At 43.5% G+C, this 20,289-nt stretch carries 20 protein-coding genes and 1 riboswitch; of the genes, 6 read left to right on the top strand and 14 right to left on the bottom strand.

Going from position 1 to position 20,289, the window contains the following annotated elements:
• Nucleotides 1-12 precede the first annotated feature (12 nt).
• A complete protein-coding gene (locus C6344_RS14975) occupies nucleotides 13-897 on the top strand; it encodes an ROK family protein (RefSeq protein WP_106073063.1) in 885 nt (294 codons plus the stop codon).
• Nucleotides 894-2,813, top strand: coding sequence for a BglG family transcription antiterminator (locus C6344_RS14970; RefSeq protein ID WP_060595444.1), 1,920 nt, complete (start codon nucleotides 894-896; stop codon nucleotides 2,811-2,813). Before C6344_RS14975 ends, C6344_RS14970 begins: the two co-directional genes overlap by 4 nt.
• Nucleotides 2,814-2,876: 63 nt before the next feature.
• On the opposite strand, the gene arr is transcribed toward C6344_RS14970, so the two are convergent.
• From arr to licT, 4 genes are all read right to left on the bottom strand, one after another.
• Nucleotides 2,877-3,293: an NAD(+)--rifampin ADP-ribosyltransferase gene (gene arr / locus C6344_RS14965; protein ID WP_034664337.1), complete on the bottom strand. Its 417-nt coding sequence runs from the start codon at nucleotides 3,291-3,293 to the stop codon at nucleotides 2,877-2,879.
• A gap of 471 nt (nucleotides 3,294-3,764) precedes the next feature.
• Nucleotides 3,765-5,186, bottom strand: coding sequence for a glycoside hydrolase family 1 protein (locus tag C6344_RS14955; RefSeq protein WP_106031956.1), 1,422 nt, complete (start codon nucleotides 5,184-5,186; stop codon nucleotides 3,765-3,767).
• Nucleotides 5,187-5,205: 19 nt separating this feature from the next.
• On the bottom strand, nucleotides 5,206-7,065 hold the full coding sequence (locus C6344_RS14950) for a beta-glucoside-specific PTS transporter subunit IIABC (RefSeq protein ID WP_106031955.1): 1,860 nt from the start codon (nucleotides 7,063-7,065) through the stop codon (nucleotides 5,206-5,208).
• A 235-nt stretch (nucleotides 7,066-7,300) separates the two neighbouring features.
• A complete protein-coding gene (gene licT / locus C6344_RS14945; protein ID WP_066031389.1) occupies nucleotides 7,301-8,137 on the bottom strand; it encodes a BglG family transcription antiterminator LicT in 837 nt (278 codons plus the stop codon).
• A gap of 185 nt (nucleotides 8,138-8,322) precedes the next feature.
• On the opposite strand from licT, the gene C6344_RS14940 reads away from it, so the two are divergent.
• A complete protein-coding gene (locus C6344_RS14940) occupies nucleotides 8,323-8,523 on the top strand; it encodes a hypothetical protein (RefSeq protein WP_060595439.1) in 201 nt (66 codons plus the stop codon).
• Between the two features lie 34 nt (nucleotides 8,524-8,557).
• Here the strand turns inward: C6344_RS14940 and aimA are convergent, their stop codons facing one another.
• Both aimA and trhO read right to left on the bottom strand, forming a co-directional pair.
• Nucleotides 8,558-10,177: a glutamate/serine transporter AimA gene (gene aimA / locus C6344_RS14935; RefSeq protein ID WP_066031390.1), complete on the bottom strand. Its 1,620-nt coding sequence runs from the start codon at nucleotides 10,175-10,177 to the stop codon at nucleotides 8,558-8,560.
• 342 nt (nucleotides 10,178-10,519) lie between these two features.
• On the bottom strand, nucleotides 10,520-11,488 hold the full coding sequence (gene trhO / locus C6344_RS14930; protein ID WP_060595437.1) for an oxygen-dependent tRNA uridine(34) hydroxylase TrhO: 969 nt from the start codon (nucleotides 11,486-11,488) through the stop codon (nucleotides 10,520-10,522).
• 189 nt (nucleotides 11,489-11,677) lie between these two features.
• On the opposite strand from trhO, the gene C6344_RS14925 reads away from it, so the two are divergent.
• Nucleotides 11,678-12,760: an iron-containing alcohol dehydrogenase family protein gene (locus C6344_RS14925; RefSeq protein ID WP_060595537.1), complete on the top strand. Its 1,083-nt coding sequence runs from the start codon at nucleotides 11,678-11,680 to the stop codon at nucleotides 12,758-12,760.
• A 41-nt stretch (nucleotides 12,761-12,801) separates the two neighbouring features.
• Here the strand turns inward: C6344_RS14925 and C6344_RS14920 are convergent, their stop codons facing one another.
• The 6 genes from C6344_RS14920 to C6344_RS14895 all read right to left on the bottom strand — a co-directional run bounded on the left by C6344_RS14920 (nucleotide 12,802) and on the right by C6344_RS14895 (nucleotide 16,852).
• The gene (locus C6344_RS14920) at nucleotides 12,802-13,629 is read right to left on the bottom strand and encodes an aldo/keto reductase (protein WP_066031391.1); all 828 of its coding nucleotides are present in this window, start codon (nucleotides 13,627-13,629) and stop codon (nucleotides 12,802-12,804) included.
• 81 nt (nucleotides 13,630-13,710) lie between these two features.
• Nucleotides 13,711-14,127 (bottom strand): hypothetical protein, encoded by a 417-nt coding sequence (locus C6344_RS14915; protein ID WP_060595435.1) that lies wholly within the window; start codon nucleotides 14,125-14,127, stop codon nucleotides 13,711-13,713.
• Between the two features lie 29 nt (nucleotides 14,128-14,156).
• A complete protein-coding gene (locus tag C6344_RS14910; RefSeq protein ID WP_034664351.1) occupies nucleotides 14,157-14,618 on the bottom strand; it encodes a 2-thiouracil desulfurase family protein in 462 nt (153 codons plus the stop codon).
• The gene (locus C6344_RS14905; RefSeq protein WP_223250469.1) at nucleotides 14,615-14,845 is read right to left on the bottom strand and encodes a hypothetical protein; all 231 of its coding nucleotides are present in this window, start codon (nucleotides 14,843-14,845) and stop codon (nucleotides 14,615-14,617) included. The genes C6344_RS14910 and C6344_RS14905 overlap by 4 nt, the downstream gene beginning before the upstream one ends.
• Nucleotides 14,846-14,971: 126 nt before the next feature.
• Nucleotides 14,972-15,430: a MarR family transcriptional regulator gene (locus C6344_RS14900; RefSeq protein WP_034664352.1), complete on the bottom strand. Its 459-nt coding sequence runs from the start codon at nucleotides 15,428-15,430 to the stop codon at nucleotides 14,972-14,974.
• Nucleotides 15,431-15,679: 249 nt separating this feature from the next.
• Nucleotides 15,680-16,852 carry an MFS transporter gene (locus tag C6344_RS14895; RefSeq protein ID WP_060595432.1) on the bottom strand — a complete coding sequence of 391 codons (1,173 nt, stop codon included), beginning with the start codon at nucleotides 16,850-16,852 and terminating at the stop codon, nucleotides 15,680-15,682.
• A gap of 77 nt (nucleotides 16,853-16,929) precedes the next feature.
• Nucleotides 16,930-17,029, bottom strand: a riboswitch (purine riboswitch).
• Nucleotides 17,030-17,426: 397 nt separating this feature from the next.
• Here C6344_RS14895 and proS point away from each other — a divergent pair.
• Both proS and C6344_RS18895 read left to right on the top strand, forming a co-directional pair.
• Nucleotides 17,427-18,860 carry a proline--tRNA ligase gene (proS, locus tag C6344_RS14890; protein WP_106073062.1) on the top strand — a complete coding sequence of 478 codons (1,434 nt, stop codon included), beginning with the start codon at nucleotides 17,427-17,429 and terminating at the stop codon, nucleotides 18,858-18,860.
• Nucleotides 18,861-19,003: 143 nt separating this feature from the next.
• Nucleotides 19,004-19,180, top strand: coding sequence for a hypothetical protein (locus C6344_RS18895; protein WP_003216908.1), 177 nt, complete (start codon nucleotides 19,004-19,006; stop codon nucleotides 19,178-19,180).
• Between the two features lie 31 nt (nucleotides 19,181-19,211).
• Here C6344_RS18895 and C6344_RS14885 read toward each other — a convergent pair whose 3' ends face one another.
• Together C6344_RS14885 and C6344_RS14880 are read right to left on the bottom strand one after the other, a co-directional pair.
• Complete coding sequence (locus tag C6344_RS14885; RefSeq protein WP_106037038.1) at nucleotides 19,212-19,988, bottom strand: sulfite exporter TauE/SafE family protein; 777 nt, start codon at nucleotides 19,986-19,988, stop codon at nucleotides 19,212-19,214.
• A gap of 59 nt (nucleotides 19,989-20,047) precedes the next feature.
• Nucleotides 20,048-20,278 (bottom strand): sulfurtransferase TusA family protein, encoded by a 231-nt coding sequence (locus C6344_RS14880; protein WP_106037037.1) that lies wholly within the window; start codon nucleotides 20,276-20,278, stop codon nucleotides 20,048-20,050.
• Nucleotides 20,279-20,289 lie beyond the last annotated feature (11 nt).

Genomic DNA, 20,289 nt, shown 5'->3' with positions numbered 1-20,289 from the left:
AGGGCATTGATCATGCGAATTGGAGGCATTGAAGCAGGCGGAACAAAATTTGTCTGCGGCTACGGAACAACAGACGGAACGATTGAACACATGACTTCCTTTGCAACAGGAAACCCAATTGAAACATGCCGGCAAGTGATCGATTACTTTACAAAGCATCCTGTCGATGCCATTGGCATTGGGGCATTCGGGCCTGTCGATGTAAAAGAACAAAGCCCAAGCTATGGGACGATTTTAGATACACCAAAAACAGCCTGGCGCCAATTCTCTTTCTTCTCTACCTTAAAACAAGCCCTTGGGCTCCCGATGAAGCTTGATACCGATGTGAACTGTGCAGCACTCGGGGAAGCCCGCTTTTCGGTCGAAGCACAAAAGCCTGCTTCTTTGGTTTACATCACAGTTGGAACAGGAATAGGCGGCGGTGCCTATATTGAACACCGCCTCATTCACGGATTGTTGCATCCAGAAATGGGTCATATCACCGTTCAGCGGCATCCTCATGATTCCTACGGAGGCTGCTGCCCAATACATCACGACTGTTTAGAGGGACTGGCATCTGGACCTGCCATAGAAGGACGCTATCATACACTGGCGCAAATGCTGCCAGAGGAGCATCCTGCCTGGTCACTTCATGCCTACTATCTCGGGCAGATGACCGCCAATTTATTACTCACTCTTTCACCTGAACGCATCATTCTCGGCGGAGGTGTGATGAAACAGCCCGCTATGCTGCCGCTCATTCTTGATGAAACAGAAAAGCGGCTTCACGGGTATTTGCAGCTGCCAAAGCCTTTAAATGAAATTATCACCAAGCCATCCTTTGATGGATTATCGGGTTTAATGGGCGCAATCGCTCTTGGTACTGATGCCTTACAGGCGCAAGGAGCCGCGCAATGATGATGACGGCAGATCCTCGAACCTATCAGCTGATTCAGCGGCTATTTGAAACGAAGGGGTTCGTGAAGCTGGAGGAGCTCACTGCCTCTTTTCGCTTATCTGACCGCTCCATCCGCAATTTAATCAAAGAAGCAAATGAGCAATTAAAGGAAGCTGGAGCCAAGATTAAAACGATCCGCGGAAAGGGATACACCCTATTAACAAGTGACCAAGACGCCTTCCTGCTTTGGCTTCATCAACAGAAGCTTCCTGCCCGCTCTCTCGTCCCCGTCATGCCAGAAGAGCGTGTACGATTTATGATGAGAAAGCTATTGCTTCAACCGGATTACTTAAAAATTGACCAGCTGGCTGAAGAACTGTTTATCAGCCGCATGACGGTCAGCAGTGATTTAAAAAAAGGACGAGAGCTGTTAGCCCGTTACGGCATGACCCTTGTGTCAAAGCCTGGTTTTGGCTTAAAGATTGAGGGAGACGAGCTGCAAAAAAGAACATGCTATGCAGACTTACTCCTTGAGGAAGAGCCTGCACTTTCTCATATCACCGAGCGGGAGCAGCTCCATTTTCCTGATATTTCTCTTGAAACCATTCGATCTATTGTCCTGACGAACCTGCATCAAGAGTCATTGCTCATTAAAGACATTGCCTTAAAAAACTTAGTCATTCACTTAGCGATTGCGATTCAGCAGACACGAAAAAACCAGCGGATATCCGCCAGTACCACTCGTACACAAAGATCGCAAGTCTTAATGAGAATTGCCCAAAAGATCATACAGCAGGTAAGTGACACCTTTCACGTCATCTTATCAGAGGATGAAACAGATTACTTAGTGATGCATCTATTGGCGAATCAAACGTGGAAAGAAGCCGCTCAGCATCAGACGACAGTGGAAGTTCAGCAGGCGGTTGCGGTCTTTCTACAGCACATTGAGAAAACAAGCGGCCACCGCTTTGCAGATGACAACATCCTGCAGCAAGACTTGATGCTTCATATGAAGCCATTATTAAATCGAATCCAATATGGCGTATCCTTACAAAATCCGCTTTTGCATGAGATCAAAGCGTCCTATCCTTACCCGTTTGATTTGGCTGTCAGCGGACTGAATGCCTTACAGCTGGTACGGACGCCAAATGAAGACGAGGCGGCATATGTTGCTCTGCATATCGCTGCTTCATTTGAAAGAAGTCAGCTCGATACCTCGCAAAAAAAGAAAGCCATTATCGTGTGCGGGTCTGGACTAGGGACGGCAAGACTGCTTGAAATTAAATTGAAGGCAGCCTTTCAGCACGAACTGGAAATCGTCGAGCTGTATTCCTATCAGGATTATCTCATGAGCACCACCCTGCCCTGTGATGTCATCATTACAACCGTCCCACTCGCATCAAAGGGAAAACCCGTGATTCAGGTCAGCGCTTTTTTTGAACATCATGATGTACAGCGGGTAAATGAGATCATTCATTTATTAAATGGACATGGGACTCCCTCTAAAGAGCTGATGGCATTTTTTCAAGAACGATTGACCTTATTGAATGCTGACCTATCCAGCAAGGAGGAGGTATTAGACACACTATGCAGCCGTTTAGAGAAGCATCAGCTAGTATCGCCTTCTTTTCGGTCCTCGGTGCTTGAGCGGGAGCAAATGTCGTCTACCTATCTTGGCAGAGGAATGGCTATGCCTCACCCGCTCATCACAAATGAAGGCACATCCTGCGTAGCCATCGCACACTTAAAACAGCCAATTGACTGGCAGGGAGACCAAGTATCACTTGTCTTTTTATTAGCCATTCATAAGGATGACGCAGTCTGTATGAATCAATTCTTTGAACAGGCCGTCGATTTACTGGACAATCCAGACCGCATTCACTTCCTGAAGCAAGCAAAAACATTTGATGAGTTGATGGATGCATTGTTTCAATAAAATAGAACAAAGGCCGCCCAGTTGTTGATGAGGCGGCCTTCGTGTTATTTAGAATATGGATCATCAATCGTATATGACATTTTTCCCTTCTTCGCTTAATTTCTTCAAAGAGCTCAGCATATGTTCAATTTCTTCATCAGAATGTCTTTCCCATGAACCTAATTCTGCGACAATTTTCAAAGGGGATTTCGATCGATAAGAACGTGTTGGATTGCCGGGAAATTTTTTGTCAGTCAAATTCGGATCATTTTCAAATTCGCCTAACGGTTCTACAAGATATATTCTCTCTTTCGCATCAGACCTTGCTAACTCAGCACCCCATTTGGCCGCATTTAATGTTCCAGTGAAATAGATATGGTTTGATTTTTTATCCTGAAAATTGGATAAATACAGCGGTTCAAGCAGATCTCCAATCTTCAATTCTGCTTTCGTCCCATGAAAAAATGGGCCAGGATCTAAAACCTGCTCATTGTCATTCATACAGCCGCACCCCTTATCGTTTTTGACTTGCGTATAACAGTATACGACCTGATTTGGGCGGAAAACAGTCTGTAAATGAGATTGTATTCGCGGTATAATAATAGTAGAGAGCAAGATGTGATTGGATCTAAAAAAATGGAAACTTCTCATTAACACCAACAAGTACAAAAACAAGAATACCTTCCACAGCTGATAGAGTCACAATCACACCATGGTTCATTGGGTATTCCTTCGCAATTAATTTCTGACCTATATAATTCAAAGCATAAAAAATGAAAAACAATAAGAAAAACAGAAAAAGAATCGTCATCATATAAACAGACCCTCTCTTATAATGGATATTAAACCAAATTTTACAATATATAATTAGACTATCATTTTAGAACAACTCGAACAATATGATCTTGCTAATTAGAGTGAATGAAGAAAAAAAGCCAGCCACCCGCATAAGGTGATTGGCTTTTTTATTTGTTACCCCCCGATGTTCTCTCCATTTTGCTGAATCAAGGTTTCGTACCAATAAGAGCTCTTTTTACGAATTCGTTTGAGGTCTTTTAGGTCAAATTCGTCGCGGTTGACGTAGATGAATCCGTAGCGCTTGGAGCATCCTTGGTGTGTGCTGATTAGATCGATTGCAGACCATGGGCAGTATCCGAAAACCTCGACGCCGTCTGTGATTGCCCATTTGATTTGTTCGATATGCTTTTCTAAATAGTCAATTCGATAATCATCTTGAATCGATCCATCTTCTTCTAATTTGTCGAAAGCACCCAATCCGTTTTCCGTGATAATAAGGGGCAGCTGATAACGGTCATAAATCTCGCGCATCGTTGAACGGAAGCCGACAGGGTCAATCTCCCAGCCAAACGCATTTTTACTTAAGAACGGGTTGTTGCCGCCTTTGTATACGCCATCTTCACCAGATTTTAAATGCTGATCTCCGCCGCGTGCAAATTCATCGTTGCCATCTCCTTTACTCGCTTCAACCGTTTGAGATGTGTAGTAGTTAAAGGCAATGAAGTCTGGCTTCGCACTTTTCAAAATATCCATATCTCCCTCTTCAATAACAGGAAGAATGTCTTTTTCTTTCATGTATGCCCAAGCAAGGTTGTTATAACGGCCGAAGACTGCCATATCAAGATACAGCCAGTTGCGGATCGCATTGTAATTCGCCGCAGCAAGCACATCCTCAGGCTTTGGAGATGCCGGATAAATGAGTGCAATATTTGGTGCTGGTCCAATTTTCGCTTCAGGCAGCAAACGATGACAAAGCGTCATGGCTTTCGCCTGAGCTACGAGCATATGGTGGTTCTGCTGATACAGTTCTTTTTTTGGATTTTCTAAATTTGGATCAAGTGTACCGAGCGCCGATCCATGTAAGATCATCATGTTTTGTTCATTAATGGTCAGCCAATAGTTTACCTTCTGGCCATATTCCTTAAAGAGAACCTCTGCATAACGTTCAAACGCATCTACTGTCGCACGATTTGACCAACCGCCTTTTACTTGAAGCGCATGAGGCAGATCAAAATGATACATTGTCACGATTGGTTCAATGTCATAGCGGCGCAATTCATCGATGAGAGAATGATAGAATTCAATCCCCTTTTGATTGATCTCCCCATCTCCATCTGGAATGATCCGTGTCCATGCAATAGAGAAGCGATAAGCCTTTAAACCCATTTCTGCAAACATCTTCACATCCTCTTTATAGCGGTGATAGTGATCGCTTGCGACTTTAAAATCCGTTGTCCCTTCAGGGTAACTTGCTCTCATATCAATGACAGAAGGCCCCTTGCCATCCTCGTTCCACGCACCTTCTACTTGATAGGCGGAAGTAGATCCGCCCCAGAAAAAGTCCTTTGGAAATGGTGCTAGTGTTGAATATCTCATAATTTCTTCCTCCTCTTGATTAAACGAGATGTAAAAATGATTGTCCTGGTGTGATTTGTTTTACTTCTGTTTCTATGATATCGCTAAACTCACCGGAATTGGTAATAATCACTGGTGTTGTGACGGACAGGCCGGAAGCTTGGATGGCTTCAATATCAAATTCTGCAAGCAGTTCACCTTCTGTGATGGTTTGCCCCTGTACGACCTTCGGGGCAAAATGCTGACCGCCTAATTGGACGGTATCCAGTCCAATGTGAATGAGCACTTCTGCTCCGCTTTCAGAGGTGAGGCCGTACGCATGGCCTGTTGGGAACACCGTTGTCACGACTCCTGATACTGGTGCAAACAGCTTGCCTTCTGATGGAATGATGGCTGCACCCTTTCCTAGTGCACCAGATGAGAATGCCTTATCCTGCACTTCCTCCAGCTTGATCACCTCGCCTTTTAAAGGACTCTTCACATGAGCTGCTTTGACCCCATGTTCGTTTTCCATTGTTGGTGCGGAAATCGGTGCTGGCGTGTCATCTTCATCTACTGGATCCTTAAATCCAATCAAATAAGTCAAGACGATGGATAGAACAAACGAGACCGAGATTCCGATGATGAACCCTGTAAACCCTTGTCCGTAGAAAATCGGAAGTGTCAGTAAACTTGGAAGCCCTGACGCAATCGCAATACTTTGTGAATAACCGATGATCGCACCGCCGACACCGGCAGAGAGAACGGCTGCAATAAATGGTTTTTTCAAACGAAGCGTGACCCCGTATACAGCTGGCTCTGTAATCCCAAACACGGCAGAAACCGCTGTCGATCCAGCCAATGATTTCAGTTTTTTATTCTTTGTTTTCAGCATAACACCGATTGAGGCACCGGCTTGTGAGAATACAGCTGGCGCAGTAGCCGGCTTGATATGATCTTTTCCATGGACGGCGATATTATTTAAAATCACTGGCACTAGACCCCAGTGGATACCGAAGATCACGAGAACCTGCCATGCCATCGCAATTAAAGCACCTGCAAGTGTAGGACTAAAGGAGAATATTTTCAGCAAGACAGCTGCAATGCCGTTCCCTGCATACACACCAAATGGGCCGAATACAATGAGTGTCAGCGGAACAACCGTGACAAGTAAAATCAGTGGTGTAATAAAGTTTTTGACACTTTCATGAATGACTTTGTTAAAGAAACGTTCGATATATCCCATGACAAACACTGCCAAAATGATTGGAATAACCGTTGATGTATACGACATTAAGACGACCGGAATACCGAAGAAGGTCACATCTCCGCCGCCTTTTGACAACTCTTGAATGGTTGGGTAAATGAGTGCACCAGCAATCGTCACAGCGACAAATGGATTCGCTCTAAACTTCCTCGCCGAAGTGAATGCGAGCAGTAATGGCAGGAAGTAGAACAAGCTGTCAGACGCAGCAAATAAAATTTGGTACGACGTATCTTCAGGTGATAACCATTTCGCATTGATACAGATGCCTAATAGACCTTTTAAAATACCAGCACCCGCCATGACACCGAGAAGTGGTGTGAAAATACCAGAGACAATGTCGACGAATTTTCCGAAAAGGCTTGTGCTCTCTCCACCTGATTTTGCAGATGAAGAAGTGGAATCCTCTAATAGATTCGTAAACTCCCCAATTTCTCGATAAACCTCTGGTACGGTATTGCCAATGACTACTTGAAATTGGCCGCCGCTTTCCATGACGGTTACAACACCATTTAATTTTTCAATGGCTGCTTTGTCTGCTTTTGATCGGTCATGTAATGTGAAGCGAAGTCTTGTGGCACAATGGACCAGTGAATGAACGTTTTTCTCTGTGCCAATGTGTTTGATAATGTCTTCTGCTAATTGACGATAACTCATACAAAAACCCCCTTTTTTTCAAAAAAATACGTTTTTGGGCAAAATAAAAACCTAAACGGGCACCAAAAATAGTCGCAACTTGCCATTGCGCTTTTTCAGTGAACGTTTAGGTTTTGCCTGCCGAACAGTCACAATCCTCTAAGACGATCATTGTGAAACCGTATTCTTTTATGTTTATGAGCAAATAGTACCACTCAGCTTTTCTCATGTCAACGCTTTCTTTTAAAATCTACCTTTATTTTTCTCGTTTGATCAATCGATTCAAATGAATGGATAGATACAGCATCTCCTCTGATGTGAGATCTCGGTGATAGGTTTGATAGACATATTCTGCGATTTTCTTTGCACATTCGTAAGCCTTCGGATATTTCACCTTGATCAGCTGATACAAGTCCTGATCTTCGCTGACAAGCAGTGTTTCGTTGATCAGACGCTGGACGAAAAAGCGCAAATGCGTGAGAAAACGGTAATAGTTGAGTGAGTCTTCATCAAAATCCATGTTGAGATGATATTTCACAATGGTGAGAATGGCGTTTACTTCTTTTGTGATATTGACCGTTGTATTCATGTCCTCATTGAGCTCTGCATTAATGATATGCATCGCAATAAAGCCTGCTTCATCCTCAGGCAGTTCAATATGAAGACGCTCTTCAATCATCTCAAGACAGTCCTTTGCCACAAGAAATTCATCTTTGTATAAGCGTTTAATCTCCCAAATAAGCGAATTCTCAATGAGGTGATTTTTCTTCAATCGTTCGATGGCGTAATGAATATGGTCTGCGAGTGATACATGCAGACTTTCATTTAATCTTCGGTTCAGCTTTGTATGTGCATATTGAATCATTTCTTCGGTTACCTTGACCACATCATACGGAACTTCCAGAAGCAGCATTTTCATCCGCTCATGAACGGAGTGATCCTCCAGGCGGAAGACTTTATCGATTAACGATTCGTCTACCGGGTCTCCAGGCCGTCGTTGAAACGCGATACCTCTGCCCATGACGACGATTTCTTTTCCTTGTTCATCTATCACACTAATGACATTATTGTTTAGAACTTTTTGTATCTGCAACCCCAAACACCTCCGTCTATGACCCACAATCTTCACTCAAAATATGCTCTCATCTTAACACAACTGTCAAATCACTTGGTGTTTTTATCTGACTTTTGAAATAGATTTCATCATGATTCTACCCCTTCATAGCTGGTCTGATCATTCAATTGCCTGCATACAATACTCCGAGGAGGTGACCTTCAGTGAAGGCTTTTTTCTGGTCTGCATCATTTTTATTCATGCTTCTATTCACACTCGTTTTTCTAGGAATCGTGTTTTGGCTTAGTGGACAAGGCATGGATCAGCTTTGGAGATATGTGCTCATCTCATTTGTCACAGCAGCCGTTTTGCGTGGCGTCACCACTTGGCTGAGGCAGCACGTGATGCATCATTTATCAAAATAAAACGGCTGCCCGCGATATTCAGGCAGCCGTTCCTTTATTCTTTGGATGATGCGGCTTCTTGCTGAGAAGTACGCAGCTCATCATTAATTTTTTTCGCATCCTTTAGAAATTCTGTTTCAAATCCACTTTTGAGTGCCCACATATAAAATAGCAAGGCAACCACTGTAATAAGTGCCATGTCCCAGCCATAATGAATGACGTTATAGCCGCCGAATTTGTCACTGCCAAGGCAGGAAATCGTCATCATCACAAGCAAGTACACGACCATCCAAGCACCCGCCTTAAAGTTGCGGCCGAAGCCTTTCCACTTCGCTTTTGCTTGATAGTAAAAATAGATCGGAAGACCGATGAGGATAATGAACAGCACCTGACCTGTTAACGGCCACCTCGCCCAATACAGCGTCAATGAGGCAAAGACAAAGCCGAGAGGAGCAATGATGCTGAGTCCTTTTATTCGAAGCGGACGATATAAATCTGTCCCTGTCTTTCTCAGTGTCATAACGGTCACTGGACCTGTCAAATAAGAAATGAGCGTCGCAACTGAAATGATTTCTGCAAGTACACCCCAGCCTCTAAATAAAAACAGAAAGATAAACGATACGGCTAAGTTAAAAAACATCGCTGGACGAGGCACACCGTAAATAGGGTGCAGACGGCCAAGCACGCTTGGCATGTATTTGTTTTTTTCCATTCCATAAATCATACGAGATGTCGTCGCCGTATACGTAATCCCTGTACCAGAAGGTGATACAAACGCATCTGCATATAAAATCAGAACCAGCCAGTTAATCCCAAGCGCAATGGCAAGGTCAGCAAATGGCGAGTTAAAATTCAAATGGCCCCATCCATTCACAATCATGGACGGATTGACAGCACCGATAAAGGCGATTTGTAAAAGCACATAAATTACAGTCGCAATCAAAATGGATCCAACAATGGCGATCGGAATCGATCGGCCTGGATTTTTCGCCTCACCAGCCATATTAATCGGGCTTTGGAAGCCATTGAAGGCAAACACAATCCCTGATGTCGCAACAGCTGTCAGCACACTCGCCCAGCCATTAGGGGCAATACTTGTTCCAGAAGTAAAATTCTCACTATGAAAACCTACGAATAAGAGCGCACCAATTGTTAATCCTGGAATGACAATTTTAAACACAGTAATGAATGTATTCGCTTTTGAAAATAACCCAACTGTCCAATAATTGAGCAGAAAGTAAATCACAAGAAGTACACTGGCGACCATGAGCCCTTCTGTCGTCAAAACCCCTTTTGTGACCAAATGGCTTGTCCACTTTGCCCACTCCCAAGGCCATGAGCTCATATACTGGACAGAAGCCACCGCCTCAACAGGAATGACGGAGACAATAGCGATCCAGTTTGCCCAAGCAGCAATAAACCCGATAAAAGAGCCGTGTGAATATTGCGTATATTTCACCATTCCGCCTGCCTCTGGAAACATCGATCCGAGTTCACTATAAGACAAAGCGATAAATAAAATCACGACCATCCCAATCAACCAGGACAAAATAGCAGCAGGGCCGGCAATTTGAGCGGCACGCCAAGCACCGAAAAGCCATCCTGAACCAATGATTGAGCCAAGACCTACCATCATTAAAGCGAAAGTTCCCATTCTACGATGCAAATGATTCATGTTCATAACACCTTTCGATTAAATTACAAAGCATGTGCCCAAGTAAGCGTCTTTCTTACTTGCAGCTCACTTTTCAATCAATTGACAAATATTTCTTCAACTAAATCTTTACCCTTGTTCATTTTTTCGCCTGTTTTATTATCTCTCAATTCTCTATTTTCTGAAATAGTCGAACATGCTTATTTCTAAAGAAAGCGCTTTTTCAACGATTCAATCTATTAGACTGAATAACTACCTTTACCCTTATTTTGAAAAAAACAAAACAAAAAAAGAAAGAGGAAATGAATCCCTCTTTCTTCTGAACCCTCTCGTGTATAGAAAAAAAGGATAAAGGGGGTCCCTCTATCCTTGTGAGATTGCTTGTTCTTTTTCAATCACAGCTAGTCTTTCTTGCACTTCTTCTTCAGACAGATTGTGCTGTTTCACATAAAGGTTACGTTCACTTGTACGGCATTCATGGCTGCAGCTGCGCATATACTTATGCTCGCTCTCTTCTGTTGCAATCATTTTGCGGTTGCATGCAGGGTTTGCACAGTTCACATAACGCTCGCAAGGCTCACCGGTGAAGAAATCTTTTCCGACAACTACATGCTCTGTTTGATTCACTGGCACTGTTAAGCGGGTATCAAACACATAGCATTGACCATCCCATAGCTTTCCTTGAACTTCTGGGTCTTTTCCGTACGTGACAATTCCGCCGTCAAGCTGAGAGACATCTTCAAAGCCTTCACGCTTTAACCAGCCTGAGAATTTCTCACAGCGTACGCCGCCTGTGCAATACGTCAGGATTTTTTTCCCTTCAAGAATCTCTTTATTGTCACGAATCCACTCAGGTAATTCGCGGAATGTCTCGATATCAGGACGTACTGCCCCTCTAAAGTGGCCGACATCAAACTCGTAATCATTACGTGCATCAATCACAACGGTATCAGGTGATTGCATTTGCTCGTAAAATTCAACTGGGCTGAGATGTTTACCTGTTAATTCTAACGGGTTCACGTCATCTTCAAGGCTCAGATTCACTAGTTCATTTCGATGGCGGACGTGCATTTTTTTAAACGCATGACCGTCTGCTTCGTCAATTTTGATCGGCATAGACGCAAAGCGCGGATCTTCTTTTAACGCTTGCATGTACTTGTCCGTTTGCTCAATGGTACCAGAAACAGTTCCGTTCAAGCCTTCTGCTGACACAAGGATACGGCCTAACAAACCAAGCTCCTTACAGAATGCTAGATGCTCTGCTGTAAACGTCTCTGGGTCCTCAATGGGGACATATTGATAGTAAAGTAAGACACGATATTGTTTTTCCATATATATAAACACCTCTTAAATTTAATCAAAACATACCGTTCTTTATCATACAGGAAATACATACCTAAAGGCAATGACAGCGGCTCAATTCCATAAAACGGAAGGGTCTTTTTCCTCATATTTGACAGAACTTTCTGTAAAATGAGATGATTTATGAAATATGATGTTGTAAAGGAGCAGAACGCAATGATCCAGCCAGAAGATATCGTCAGAAGCGGTCCAAACCAATTTATTTCTCAAAAAGGCATTTATCATGAACTCGATTCACTTGTTTCTCCATCCTTCCAGTCGCCCGCTGTACTGACGGGACACGATTCATTTCATGCTTTTTCAGCGTACACAAAGCTTCCACCTCATTGGCCTGTTGTTCAGCACAAAGGATACAGTTCACCAAATGCGATCACACGAATTGCTGAAGAACTGAAAGGGGCAGATGTGATGATTGGGATTGGAGGCGGCACGATTTTAGACACCGCCAAGTCAGTAGCAGAAGCTCTTCAAATTGAAGTGATCATGGTTCCAACCATCCCAGGGACATGTGCTGCATCTACACCGCTTAGCGTCATTTATGATGACAAGGGGAATTTCATGAGAGTCGATTATCATAAACGGTCCAGCTACCTCACGCTCATTGATCATACATTTTTGCTTTCTTCTCCTCTTTCCTACCTTCAAAGTGGGATTGGAGATACGCTGGCCAAATGGTATGAAGCGGAAGCCATTATTCGAAATGCAAAAGACTCCTTACCGCTCATGGTGCATGCTGCACTAAAGCAGGCGGTATACGTCAGAGACATTCTTCTTTCCCATAGCGAAGAAGCCGTCCACAGCTTGACAACAGGGCAGCACTCGCAAGCATTTGCGGATGTAACGGATACCATTATTACATTAGCCGGCACGGTCGGCGGGTACGGGGGACGCTACGGCAGAATGGCAGGAGCTCACGCCATCCATAACGGATTGACATTTATTGAAGAAACGCATCACGTATTACATGGTCAAAAAGTGGCCTATGGCATTCTTGTTCAGCTTGCCGCAGAAAATCGAATGAGCGAAGTAGAAGAATTACTTGAGCTTTATGAAACACTCGGATTACCTAGAAATATGCGTGAGCTTGGCATCACAGCTCAGCTGGAAGAAGCCGCAAAAACAGTGGCAAGCCATGCTGCACGTGCAGACGAAACCTTTTGCTTGATTGGAGACTATTCCAAAGAGCAAATTGCCGACGCCATTCAAGTCATTGAAAACGTATCAGCCTCGAAAAACCGTTAAATAAAAAAAAGCACAGGCATCCACCTGTACTTTTCTTTCGATTAAAAATCAAAGTTATCTGGATCTGGACCTGTGCGCTCATCTTCATTGAGCTGATCGATGACACCCATCTCATGTGCGGACAGCTCGAAATCGAAGACTTGTGTGTTTTCGATGATTCGGCTCTTCGTCACAGATTTTGGAATGGTGATAATGCCATGCTGCAAGTCCCAGCGAAGAATGACTTGAGCCACGGATTTGTCATGTTTTTTCGCAATATCCTGAAGAACAGGATGGTTCAGAAGCTTCCCGCTGCCTAATGGTGACCACGCTTCTACATGAATCCCTTTCTCCTTGCAGTAGTCTCGTAAAGGCTCCTGCGTTAGCTTAGGATGTAGCTCGATTTGATTGACCATTGGCACAACTTCTGCCTCTTCTAATAAATCATCTAGGTGGTGCTGATGGAAGTTACACACACCGATGGCTCGAACGCGTCCATCCTTATACAGCTTCTCTAGTGCTTTCCAAGTATCTTTATATTTACCTTCAACTGGCCAATGAATTAAATAAAGGTCTAATACATCTAGCCCAAGCTTGTTCATACTTGTTTCAAAGGCTTCAAGTGTTGCTTCATAGCCTTGATCACGATTCCAGACCTTTGTCGTAATAAACAGATCATCGCGAGAGATGCCTGATTGCTGAATGGCTTTGCCTACCCCTTCTTCATTTTGATAGGCTGCTGCTGTATCGATGCTGCGGTAGCCCGCTTCAAGAGCGTCTGTGACTGCATTTACAGCCTCTTCCCCGTCTTTTACCTGCCATACACCAAAGCCTAGCTTCGGCATTTTTACTCCGTTTGCTAATGTGACTGTATCTGTTAATCCACTCATCAAACAAACCTCCGCTTCATTTTTACTTACCAAGCACTATACCCGAATTTTCTATTGATCATGCAAGAAATTTCGCTGGTGTTATTTGATATATTGTCCTATATCGACTTGATTGGCGTCAACGATTTGGTATTCGCTGATCTTATTTTTCGTTTTAGAACCATCATATGTCTCTAAATAAGCTTGATCATAAAAGACGAATCCGTATGTAACATTGCCTTCCTCTAACACCCTAATCCAATAAGACTCTTTTGTTTCTTTTTTAGCGCCATTCGCCTTCTTTAATTTCATACCTGAAAATTCATTCAGCAGCTTTTGAATATCTTCTTTCTTATCTACCACAACTTGCTCATTATCATGCTCAATTTGAATCGAAGTCACCTTATTCTTATCCAGTGAGGTCACATCATCAAAAGAGTATGTTTTGGTATTGATCATAAAATAAATACCTATTCCTATTAAAACCACTACACCTACACCAATGATCCACTTTTTCAACCTAGCTCCTCCTTCTATCCACGCCACACCTATTGAAACAACGAAGTCCAATCATCCTCCTCAGAGAACACTTGAATCCCGTGCTGTTTCAGCAAGGCGGACGTCACACCATCACCCGCTTTTGTCTTACCGTTAAACTCTCCCTGGTAAATCAGCCGGCTCCCGCAAGAAGGGCTGTACTCTTTTAACACAACTGCTGTTGCTTTCAGAGACTGAACCTGTTCCAGCGTGGCTTTTGCACCTTTTACATACATCTCTGTGACGTCAGTTCCATGAACATCGACAACAGCAGCCTGCCCCCGTAAAACATCATATCCATCTCCGCCAATGATTTCTGCCGGTGGTCTAGGCGTAGAGAAGCCGCCAAGCAGTTCAGGACAAACTGTCACAGCCTTTCCTTCCTGCACAAGCTCTTCAATTCGCTGATCTAATCGATGGCTGCCATTATACCGGACCTTCAACCCAGCAAGACAAGCGCTGACCACAATCACGTCTGTTCCTCATTTTTATGGATTGAGCGTTTTTTACTGACTTTAAAATAAATACATACAGGCAGATAGAAGATCGTGTACCCTAAAAAGGGCAGGGCACAATACAAAGCGGCCGCCCAAACAGGTTCTTCAACTCCTGTAATACCAAAATAGTAAACAAATAATAGCAAGCTGACAAACAGTCCTACGAACGGCATGATGGCTGCTGACTTTTTAAAATTTTCCATCATTTCTTTCCCCAGAGAAGCTCCCTCCCTTTTAACATGATCAGGAATAACGTCAATATATGTTAATTTTACCATATAAAAAACCGAAATCATCTCATTTTCTACGATGGTTTCGGTTTTTTTAATCTATATTTTTTCTTTCCATGCCTTCAAAAAGCGCTCAATTACTTGTAATTCATCTTCATGAAACTGCTGGAGAAATTCTAAGTAGGACGCGACGGCTTTTTCATGTAGTTCATCATGCAGCGCTGCCAATTGCGTGCCTTTCTCTGTCAATGAATAGTAGACAGATTTCTTATCCCCTTGCCGGTGGCAATAGTCCACCATGCCTTTATCAATTAGTTTTTTCACAGCCTTTGTAATGGCAGGCTTTGATAGTTTTAGTTGTTGAGAAAGAAATGTATTATTTGATTCGTTTGGATTGGCTTGAATCATCGATAAAATGTGAAGCTGTGTGAGTGTCCAATCTTGCTTGAGTGTATCAGTCGTGGTAATCAGTGGATCTGTTGGATCATTCCGTCTCTTTTCCCTATGCATAATCAGATCTTGAATCGCTTTTAATACAATCTGCTCTTTAGTTTCCATCTGAACCTCCACTCTTAACTGGTTAATAAAATGGTACTAATAATTAAAAGAGGAGTCAAAAGAAATGTCAGTGTGAGAAAAAGAACAGGCCATCAGACCTGAAAATGGTGTATGCACTTTTCTACTAGTTGACCCATCATGTCACAGCTCCTCTTTCTTTTATTTGCTATAATTCATGGAAAGAAAGGCTCTTTTCGTGAGATGTTGAAATAATATAGAACAGAAAAAAAGCTGCCTATCATGAGGCAGCTATTCAGCACGATGCTGACGATCCATATAAAGTGGTGGTCTTTTCAACGAAATCACCGCACAGCTAAAGGCAATCAGCACAAACACTGCACCGAATTTCGCCAGATCAACAGATGAACCGGTCATCGTAAACAGGACACCGCCAACCGCTGATCCAATTGAGATACCAATTTGCAAGGCCGATGTATTTAAGCTTTGCTGAATATCAGACGTCACAGGATCTGTTTGAATCAAATAACTCTGCAAGGCAGGCGTTAATGCCCAGCTAAGCGCTCCCCATAGGACAACCATGATCATAAAGAGGACAAACACACCCGCTGTATAAGGAATGATAAACATCACAACTGCAAACGCGATTGTCACCAGCAAAATGGCTTTCCCTGAACCCAGCTTGTCACTAAGCCAGCCGCCAAACCCATTCCCGCCAATAGATGCAAGCCCAAAGACCAAATAACAAATACTAATCCAGAACGGGGTCATATGCAGAACTTCCATTAAAAACGGAGTGAAATAAGAATAAAGCATATAATGACCTGCCAGCATAAACAAACTAATCAAGTGTGCACTAAAAATTTTCGGATGCCCTAAAGAACGTATTTGCTCTCTAAGAGGTGTCACTTTTTCAACAGGCATTTTCTCCAATAGGAAATAGATCAGCACCATCGATATCGCTGATAAAATACTGATTCCTAAAAACATCACTCTCCAGCCAAAGCTCTCTGTAATAAAAATACCGATCGGTACACCGAGAACAAGTGAAGAACTAATCCCAATAAAAATCAGCCCTAATGCCTTCGCACGATGCGCTGGTTCCACCAATTTAGCAGTGATCGTCAGTGACAACACCACGACAAGCGCTGTACTCATTGCGATCAATACCCTAGAGATCATGACAAGGGCAAAAGTCGAACTAAAATATGTGAATACATTCCCTATTGTAAACACCAATAACGCGATTAGATAAAGACGCTTTCGTTCAATTTTAGCTGTGGCAGTCAGCAGCACAGGTGCTGAAATGGCATACACAATGGCAAATACGGTGATAAGCTGCCCAGCTGTCGCAAGAGATACATTCAAATCCTCTGCAAGGCTTGGCAAAATGCCCCCGACCACAAGCTCAACTAATCCAACCGCAAAAGTAGAAACGGCTAATAAATATACTCTCCAGTTCATGTCTAACATCCCTTCTATATATCATCGCTTTCACTTTTGATACAGGGCGCAGACAAACAAAAAAACCCTGATTACAAAAAAGGAAAGCGCGCTTTTGTAATCAGGATTTATCGGATCCTGGTAGAAACCCTCAAACCATATTATTGAGGTTATACAAGTCTATTTTTTTCTTCAAATATATTAGCATAGCCTTACATAACTGGCAAGCTGTAAAAATAGGAAATGACTGCAAATTCACGATCACACAAAAGCACTCAGAACAGCATGAAAAGAAACCCCAGTACAACTTGCTTTCTCCTGCATTTACAGGTAAACTGATGAAAAATCAACGAACATTGATCAACGTAGATCTGGAATAGTAGCTTGAATTGACCTTTAACAGAGAGGGAACGGTGCTGAGAAGTTCCTACTGACATCTTCAAGTGAACCTGCCGATTTAGTTCTGTTTCATACAGCGGTTCATACCGTTATCATGATCGAGTGTAAAGCTGTGCTTTAAATTAGGGTGGTACCACCAGGAATGGTCCCTAACTTAAAGCACAGCTTTTTTGTTTTTTAAAAGGAGGAAAATGCAATGTCAAAGAAACAATTTGTTGAAAAAATCACAAGCATGGAAGACGACTTTGCCCAGTGGTATACAGATGTTGTCACAAAGGCACGACTCGTCGATTATTCAAGCGTCAGAGGCAGTATGATCATTCAGCCATATGGCTTTAAAATTTGGGAGAATATTCGCGACGAACTTGACCGCCAAATCAAAGAAACAGGGCATGAGAATGTGTATATGCCGCTCTTTATCCCAGAGAGTCTGCTGCAGCAGGAAAAAGACCATATCGAAGGCTTCGCTCCTGAAGTGGCGTGGGTCACACATGGCGGTGAATCCGAATTACAGGAAAGGCTCTGCGTCAGACCAACCTCTGAAGTACTGTTCGCTGAGCATTACAAAAATATCATTCATTCCTACCGTGATTTACCGAAGCTATATAACCAATGGGCCAATGTCGTCCGCTGGGAAAAGACAACACGTCCATTCCTTAGAACCCTTGAATTCCTCTGGCAGGAAGGGCACACTTGTCACGAGACTGAGCAAGAAGCGATTGAAGAAACAGAAAGAATGCTCCATATCTATGCGTCTATTTGTGAAGAGCTTCTAGCGATCCCTGTCATTAAAGGCAGGAAAACAGAGAAAGAAAAATTCGCTGGCGCCCGCTTCACCTATACAGTCGAAAGTCTGATGCATGACGGAAAAGCCCTGCAAACGGCCACTTCTCACTTCTTCGGAAACGGATTTGCCAAAGCATTTGGCATCGAATTCTTAAACCGCGAAGGAAAACTAGAGCATGTCCAGCAAACCTCTTGGGGCTTTACGACAAGAATCATCGGTGCCATGATCATGGTGCACGGTGATGACAGAGGACTCGTCCTTCCGCCAAACATTGCGCCAGCCCAAGTGCGAATCGTGCCAATCGCCTCTCATAAAGAAGGCGTACTCGATCATGCCTACGAGTTGAAAGATCGACTCACCCGCATCGCACGTACTGACATCGATGCAAGTGATAAACAGCCAGGCTGGAAGTTCAACGAATGTGAAATGCAGGGCATCCCTCTACGTGTCGAAGTAGGACCAAAGGACATCGAAAAAGGACAGGTGATGCTCGCAAGACGAGACACTGGTGAAAAGCAAGCTGTCACATTAGATGCACTTGAACAAACCATCACATCCACGCTTGAAGACATTCAACGGACAATGTACGAAAAGGCGAAAGAACGATTACATGAAAAAACATCAAAAGCTCACACAATTGAAGACATTGAGCACATTCTTTCAGAAGAAAACCGATTGATTAAAGCCATGTGGTGCGGTGACGAAGCCTGTGAAAACGACATTAAAGAAAGAACAGGGGCGACCTCACGCTGTATCCCATTTGAACAGGAATCCGTTTCAGACACATGTGTCTGCTGCGGAAAGCCTGCATCTGATATGGTCTTCTGGGCGAAAGCTTATTGAGAATCGAAACGAAAGAGAAGCATCCTTTACGATGCTTTTTTTTTGTTAAAAAGACCCAAACACCCATTGACCTCACCTGCACGATCCCCTATAATTCATATTAATATAATCGGTTTTTAAGACTTTAACTGGAGTGGTGATATATGAAGCGCTGGCCCTCACTGTTTGCCGAACGCTGCCCTAAATGTAAAACAGCATTAGAAGTCTCTAAGTCCAATGCCCTGCAAGGCAAAGTCGTGAAAACATGCCCCAACCTTCATTATCAAAAAGAGTTTCATCCAGCCCTTGAAACATATATCGAGCACGATGACGTCAAATAAAAAAGACCAACACGCTTTGTTGGTCTTTTCTTTATAATAAATCCAGCCAAATTTTGACCGCTGTCGCCGTAATCATCACAGCAAGTGCCCATTGTAAGTAGACGGCGTTGATTTTCTGACCGACCTTAGCACCAATCGGAGCGGCTATTAAACTTGCCAGCATCAGCACAACCGCAGGAAGAAGCATGACTTGACCCGTCAATACCTTTCCAGTCGATGCACCGATCGCAGATAGAAACGTAATCGCAAGTGAGGACGCAATCGTCATCCGGACAGGAATTTTTAAAATAGACAGCATCACCGGTACCAATATAAATGCTCCACCCGCGCCTAGCACCCCGGAAACACTGCCAATCACAAAGGCAATACCTGCCGCAAGCCCTTTATGAAAAGTGACTTCTCCCTCTGAGTCTGCACGCTGTCCCTTTTTTGGGATCAGCATAAGGATCACAGCCACTACCGCGAGCAATCCATAGACGAGATTCATCCCATTCTCTGGCATAAAGTGAGATACATAACTGCCTAATAAGCTGCCCGCCAATATACTGCTCCCCATATATAAAATCAACGACCGATGTAAATACCCGCTTTTTCGGTAGGCCAATACCCCACCGAGCGTCGAAAAAAGCACTTGAATAGCGCCAATTCCTGATACCTCGTGAGCCGATAGTGCCATCACACCGACCAGTGGCGGGATATAAAGCAGCATAGGATAGTTGATCACAGATCCCCCGATCCCCACCATTCCTGATAAGAAGGAACCAATACATCCGATGATAAAAAGTGTAATCAAAAACGCAAAATCCACGCTGGTCTCCTCCTTTGCAAAAGGAAAAGGGGATCTTCAGCAGATACCCCTAACATCCTTTAGGACCCTTTTCTCACCCAGAACTTCAGCACATGTCCTTCATCCGTCTGCGTGATCAATTCATGTCCGCTTGACTTCGCCCATGCTGCCAAGTCAGCTTTAGCTCCTTTATCTGTTGCATGTATTTCTAAAACTTGACCTTCCGCCAAGTCGTTCATTTTTTTCTTTGTTCGAATAATCGGCATTGGGCATGCAAGCCCTGTGACGTCTAACATTTGATCTGATGTCATTTCGTTGTTCC

Origin of the sequence: Bacillus sp. GBSW19, assembly GCF_002998655.1 — a bacterium.
Lineage (GTDB): Bacteria > Bacillota > Bacilli > Bacillales > Bacillaceae > Bacillus.
This window is presented reverse-complemented; position numbering and strand designations above follow the sequence as displayed.